This window comes from Nocardia altamirensis NBRC 108246, assembly GCF_001612685.1.
GTDB lineage: Bacteria > Actinomycetota > Actinomycetes > Mycobacteriales > Mycobacteriaceae > Nocardia > Nocardia altamirensis.
Genome location: NZ_BDAY01000027.1, coordinates 46849 through 52848 on the forward strand (window position 1 = coordinate 46849; position 6000 = coordinate 52848).

The following is a 6000-nucleotide window of genomic DNA, read 5'->3' on the forward strand; positions in this document are numbered from 1 at the left end:
AGTGCGCCGAAGCATCCAGTGCGATCGATAGCACTGACGCGTCGGGGTTTATGGCTCAACTGGGTCGGGTAGTCATCGGGCAGTGACTCTTGTCGGTGGGCGCCCATGGGCCGAAACGGGTGGGGTCGGTTTCGTGAGTCTCGGGTGGCTAGGAGAAGAGGGTGGCGGTTGTACTCGTGCTGCAGGCACGTGGGCTCGGTGATTTACTCACTGCGGTCCCGGCCCTCCGCGCGCTGCGCCGAGCCAAGCCACATGATCGGATCGTGCTCGCCGCGCCGCAGCGGCTGAAGCCGATCGTCGATCTGATCGCTTCGGTGGATTCGTTGCTGCCCACGCCCGATGTTGCCGGGCTGCGGTGGGACGGGCCAGGCCCGCAATTGGCGGTGAACCTGTCCGGCCCGAGCACCGAGAGCATTGTCGCGCTGGCCAAGACGGATCCCGGACGCATCCTCAGCTATCAGAATCCCGCGTTTCCCGAGCTGACCGGACCGCAATGGCAGCCGGACATGCACGATGTCGACCGCTGGTGCCATCTGCTCGAATCCGACGATATTGTCGCGGACCGGCGCAACCTCGGCCTGGTGCCGCCGGTGTCGATCACCAGCCACCGCGACTGCGTCGTGGTGCACGTCGGCGCTGGCGCACCGGCCCGGCGCTGGCCGCCCGATCGATTCGCGGCCGTCGTCCGGCATCTGCTTGTTCTCGGCCGTGAAGTGGTGCTCACCGGCGACGAAACCGAGCGCGATATCGCGCTGAACATCGCCGCACGCGCAGGTCTGCCGATCGGCCGGGTCCTCGCCGGGGAACAAAACCTGATCGAGCTGGCCGCCACCATCGCGGAGGCGGCCCTGATGGTGTGCGGCGACACCGGCGCCGCGCACCTGGCCACCGCGTTCGGCACCCGCACCGTCCAACTCTTCGGCCCGACGCCACCCCGCTGGGGCGGACCACCCCCGCACCTGCTGAACCGGCATGCTGTCCTCTGGGCGGGCCAACTCGGTGACCCCGACGCCGACACCCCCGACCCCGGCCTGCTGCGCATCGGCGTCACCGAGGTGATCAACGCCGTCGACAAACAACTCAACAAGCGCAACTGGCCAGGCACCGGCACCCAACCCCGCCGCACCACCTACCGCCGCGTCGGCTGACCCCTTACCGCCCAGCGAGTTTCGAACATTCCAGGGTTTGTGAAGCCTCGAGCACTAGCTCACGAAGGGTCGCCGGGGCGGTCTTCGGTGCGGGCGGTGTGGAGTGCGGCGGCATAGGCGGCAAGTGCGCTCGGCCAGAACTGGTCGAGGTAGTCGCGGGCATCGCTGAGGCCGCGGGGGTCGAGGGAGTACATGCGGCGGTTGCCGTCCGGACGCATCATCACCAGGCGGGCCTCGCGGAGCACGCGCAGATGCTGGGAGACCGCCGAGCTGCTGACACCGGTGAGCGCGGCGAGCTCGCCGACCGCGCGCGGGGCTTGCGGGAGCGCCTCGAAAATCGCGCGGCGGGTCGGATCGGATAACGCCATCAGCGCGCGGACTCCGTTAGTCGCCACTGAAATAGTGTGATCAACAAGCGGCCTCACGGTCAACTCGGCTTAATACGGAGTTACCCCCGGTAAACACGCGAGACACGCCGTGTAGTTACCTAGATGTGATACGCCAACTGGGCTTTTCTGCCCGCGTGACGGTAGCCACACGATTGCGGACCTCACCGTAGACTCCCGTACGTTCGTTCCATGCCCGTGACCGTTCCGTTATCTTCACGTCGGGGCGCGACCCGGACCCGACGCCATCGTGCCGCCACCCGCGCGGTGGCCGTGTCCGCCGTCGTCAGCGCCTCACTCGGTGTTCTCGCCGCCGCCGACCAGACCCCGACAGGCCAGCTGACCCCCGGCAAACAAGTCGCCGCCGACGTGGTCGCGCAGGCACAGTTCACCGCCTTCACCCCTCGCGAAGCGCAGATGCCGCAGACCGTCCCGGACAACGTCCTGTGGGAGCAGCACCGCCTCGCCGCGGAAGCCGCCCGCCCCAAGACCGTCCGCCCCATCGTCGGCATCCTGACCTCCACCTTCGGCACCCGCTGGGGCGCACTGCACGCAGGCCTCGACCTGGCCGACCCCATCGGCACGCCGATAGCCGCGGTCACCGATGGCGTCGTCATCGAGGCCGGACCCGCCAGCGGCTTCGGCATGTGGGTGCGTGTCCAGCAGGACGACGGCACCATCGGCATCTACGGCCACGTCAACGACATCCTGACCACCGTCGGCCAGCAGGTCCGCGCGGGCGACATCATCGCCACCGTCGGCAACCGCGGCTTCTCCACCGGCCCGCACCTGCACTACGAAATCCACCTGCCCGGCGGCGAGCCGATCGACCCGCTGCCGTGGCTCGCGGCCCGCGGCATCGACATCCAGGCCAACAACCGCTGACGCCTTTCCTTCGCGGGTCGATGAGGGGCTCGCGAAGGGCCTATCCGACCGCGAACGTGCCGACGATGCCACGCTCGCGGTCGACTTCGCCGCCCGCTCAGTACCCGGGTACTAGAACCGAATAGCGCTGCGGCGGGACGCCTTCCGGGCGTGCCGATTCCTACTTTCGGTGCATGGCAATCACAGATCTCGCCGCCGCGCCCACGGATCGCCCCTCGGCGGCGCGGCATCGTCGCACCGGCCCGATCGCCGACGCCGTCGCACGCCTGCACCGACCGCTGACCTGGATGACGCTCGTGATGGCGGCGCTCGTCGTCTGGTGCCTGGTCGGCATGGTCGTCGACGATCGCATCCTGCTCGGCGAGTCCGTCTGGCTCAAGCCCGCGAAGTTCGGTCTCGCCTTCGGCCTCTACGGCATCACCCTGGCGTGGCTGCTCTCCTTGCCGCACAAGGGAAGTCGCGTCACCTGGTGGCTCGGCACGATCTTCGCGGTGACCGGGATCATCGATGTCGGCTTCATCGCCTTGCAGGCGGCCCGTGGCACCTTCAGTCATTTCAACACCGACCACACCGACAAGGTCAACGACATCGGTCAGGTGGTGTTCGCCTCCGGCGTGCCTGGACTGTTCGTCGCGAATCTGATCATCGCGCTGATGGTGTGCTGGCAGCGGATGGCCGATCGGCCGACCACGCGCGCCATCCACGCAGGCTTGTTGCTCGCCGTCGCCTCGATGATGCTCGGGTACCTGATGGGCTTCACCGGAACTCAGCTGGCCCGCGACACCGACGGCAAGATCGTGGAACTGGCCGCCGGTCACACGGTGATCGACCCGGCGAGCCGTGATCTTTCCCCGCGGGACGCGGCGCCTGGCATGCCGATCACGCACTGGAGCACGATCGGCGGCGACCTGCGGATCCCGCACTTCGTCGGCATGCACGGCATCCAGGTGCTGCTGCTCGCCGTGCTTGTCCTGGCCTGGCTGGCCCCGCGCTATCGCTGGCTGCGCTCGGAACGCACTCGCGCCGCACTGATCGGCGTCCTCGCGCTCGGCTACGCGGGCCTGCTGGCCATCGTGCTGTTCCAGGCGCTGCGGGCCGAGTCGCTCGCGCACCCGAGTAGCAGCACGCTGATCCAGTTCGGGGCGCTCGCCGCGGGTGTCGCAGTGTTGCTCAGCGCCGTCTACCTGCGCAGCCGCAAGCCCAAGGCCGTTGCGGCGGCACCGGTAACGAGGCTGCGGCGCATCGAAACTCGATAAGCACAGGTCCACCGGACCCGGTGACCGAAACGCGATGAGCGCAGATCTGCCGAACTCGGTGACCGAACCAGCGAATCCGCACGCGTCGGCCGTGCGGGTTCGCCGCGTCAGATCACCGCAGCCGTTCGGCCTCCCTGGCTAGCTCGATCAGCGTCTTCGCCAGCGTCGCCAACTCCTCGTGGCTCTCCCGCTCCTCGATGGCGATCGCGACATCCTCGGCGGCACACCGCGCGGCGAACCAGCGATCGGCCAGGTCAGCCGCCTCTTGGGCGCTCAGCACGACGGAGTCGTCGGGGATCCCGGTGCCCTTCAAACTGTTGCGATGCTCGTAGGCCCGTTGGCGACAGGACTGCCGGCAGTACCGGCGGCGACGCCCGGCCTCCGACTCCACGATCTCCCGCCCACACCACAGGCAGGACAACTGGCGAGACTGACGGCGCTCAGAGATACGACTCACCCCCATTTTCACGACAGGCAGGACAGCAAGCGGCGCGACATGACGCAGAACCTTAACGGTTCGGCGGCCGTACTCCGCTTAGCGACCCTCGCTAACCGCTGGACACTGGGCGCGGCGAGGTCGACGCGCGGTTACGACTACAATGGAACGGTTCCGCGGCCGCGTCGGGAACTATCGGCGCAGGCCCGTACGTTGCACATAAGGTCCAGCACGAGAATGCTCGTCCGGACACGGTCGCAGCAACAGACTCGAGCACACAGGGAGAGGCACACCATGGCAGATCGCGTACTCCGGGGCAGTCGGCTCGGAGCGGTGAGCTACGAGACCGATCGCGACCACGACCTGGCTCCGCGTCGGATCGCCCGGTACCGCACCGACAACGGTGAAGAATTCGATGTCCCGTTCGCCGACGACGCCGAGATCCCCCCGACGTGGTTGTGCCGCAACGGTCAGGAGGGCACCCTCATGGAGGGCACCGCCCAGGAGACCAAGAAGGTCAAGCCGCCGCGCACGCACTGGGACATGCTGCTGGAGCGTCGCAGCAAGGACGAGCTCGAGGAGCTGCTCAAGGAGCGCCTCGACCTGCTGAAGACGCGTCGGCGGGTCTAAGACGCTGGTAAAGGTCGCCTGCGTCGAGAGATGTAGGCGTCGAGAGATGTAGTCCGCGAAGGCCGCTTGTATCGAAAGATGTAGGCGGCCTTTCGTGTTCCTGCAGGTTGCTGAAACAACGCCAGCCCAAATCGTCGAAGTTAGGCTAGGCTAATTTTCATCGAACGGCGGCCGGGAGGACCACGTAATGGGCACTGAAGTCGAGAATCTGAAGGGCGTACCCGAAACCATGCTGTGGACGCTCTACAACCGAGCGTCCGAAGCCAAGCGGGCCGACGGGATCCTGCGCGACCCGGAATGCCTCCGCATCTACGACGCCATCGACTTCGACTATCAGCGCACATTCGGCGCGCCCGACGGCACCCACGCCGTCCGCTCCGTCGCCTTCGACAAGGCATTGACACCGTGGCTGGCCGAACATCCCGGCGGCACCGTCGTCGAACTCGCGTCCGGGCTGGAAACCCAGTTCCAGCGGTGCGACGACGGACACGTGCGCTGGGTGTGCGTCGACGTGCCGGAAGGCATCGAACTGCGGGCCAGGTTCCTCCCGCCGACCGAGCGCTGCCGCCACCTTCCGGTGAGTGCGCTCGACCTGGCCTGGCTCGACGAGGTCGACCCCGCCAACGGCGTATTCATCACCGCCCAAGGGCTTTTCATGTACTTCCAAGAAGCGGAAGTACGGGAACTGTGCACAGCGATCTTCGAGCGGTTCCCCGGCGTCGAGCTGATGTTCGACACGATCCCGCCGTGGTTCTCACAAAAGACGATGAAGGGTTTCCAGAAGACGCCGGACTACAAGGCGCCCCCGATGCCATGGGGCGTCAAACGCAGCGACGTCGCAAACCTGCTGCGCAGCTGGAGTTCTCGAGTCACCGAGATTTCCGTCGCGTCCTACGGCCCCTCCCGCGGCGTGCTCGCAGCAACCCTCCCGCTCTTCAACAACCTGCCACTACTCCGCGACATCCCACCAACCATAGTGCGCGCCAAGGGCACCGCAGCCTAACGCCGAAACCCGCACCCCCACTGCCCATCCGCACTACTTCGGTGGACCACAAAGGTTCCACACGGTTCACAGGGCCTACAGCCTTTGTGAACCGCATGAAGCCTCTGCGGTTCCCAGCCCAAAGGGTGAATTTCGATGTACCCAGTAGCCAGTAGCGAAGATTCGACTTCTTTGATCTCGAAAGATCTCGAAACCGGACCACAGCCAAGTGACCCGGCTGGGACAAGACGCCGCGTGATCGACTGCGGAGGTCAGC

General features: G+C 66.6%; 7 protein-coding genes. 5 read left to right on the forward strand and 2 right to left on the reverse strand.

All coding sequences use genetic code 11. The features are described from left to right. The first annotated feature begins 161 nt into the window (after window positions 1-161). Window positions 162-1148 (forward strand): glycosyltransferase family 9 protein, encoded by a 987-nt coding sequence (locus tag NA11_RS16720; RefSeq protein ID WP_069162819.1) that lies wholly within the window; start codon window positions 162-164, stop codon window positions 1146-1148. 59 nt (window positions 1149-1207) lie between these two features. Here the strand turns inward: NA11_RS16720 and NA11_RS16725 are convergent, their stop codons facing one another. Then, window positions 1208-1516: an ArsR/SmtB family transcription factor gene (locus tag NA11_RS16725; protein WP_245745916.1), complete on the reverse strand. Its 309-nt coding sequence runs from the start codon at window positions 1514-1516 to the stop codon at window positions 1208-1210. A gap of 210 nt (window positions 1517-1726) precedes the next feature. On the opposite strand from NA11_RS16725, the gene NA11_RS16730 reads away from it, so the two are divergent. Both NA11_RS16730 and NA11_RS16735 read left to right on the forward strand, forming a co-directional pair. Continuing rightward, complete coding sequence (locus tag NA11_RS16730; RefSeq protein ID WP_167837654.1) at window positions 1727-2419, forward strand: M23 family metallopeptidase; 693 nt, start codon at window positions 1727-1729, stop codon at window positions 2417-2419. Window positions 2420-2592: 173 nt separating this feature from the next. Then, window positions 2593-3675 (forward strand): hypothetical protein, encoded by a 1083-nt coding sequence (locus NA11_RS16735; protein ID WP_069162821.1) that lies wholly within the window; start codon window positions 2593-2595, stop codon window positions 3673-3675. Between the two features lie 112 nt (window positions 3676-3787). Here the strand turns inward: NA11_RS16735 and NA11_RS16740 are convergent, their stop codons facing one another. Next, window positions 3788-4138 carry a hypothetical protein gene (locus NA11_RS16740; protein ID WP_069162822.1) on the reverse strand — a complete coding sequence of 117 codons (351 nt, stop codon included), beginning with the start codon at window positions 4136-4138 and terminating at the stop codon, window positions 3788-3790. Between the two features lie 267 nt (window positions 4139-4405). Between NA11_RS16740 and NA11_RS16745 the strand changes: the two genes are divergently transcribed. Together NA11_RS16745 and NA11_RS16750 are read left to right on the forward strand one after the other, a co-directional pair. Continuing rightward, a complete protein-coding gene (locus NA11_RS16745; RefSeq protein WP_069162823.1) occupies window positions 4406-4741 on the forward strand; it encodes an RNA polymerase-binding protein RbpA in 336 nt (111 codons plus the stop codon). A gap of 187 nt (window positions 4742-4928) precedes the next feature. Continuing rightward, window positions 4929-5744 carry a class I SAM-dependent methyltransferase gene (locus tag NA11_RS16750; protein WP_069162824.1) on the forward strand — a complete coding sequence of 272 codons (816 nt, stop codon included), beginning with the start codon at window positions 4929-4931 and terminating at the stop codon, window positions 5742-5744. Window positions 5745-6000: the final 256 nt, after the last annotated feature.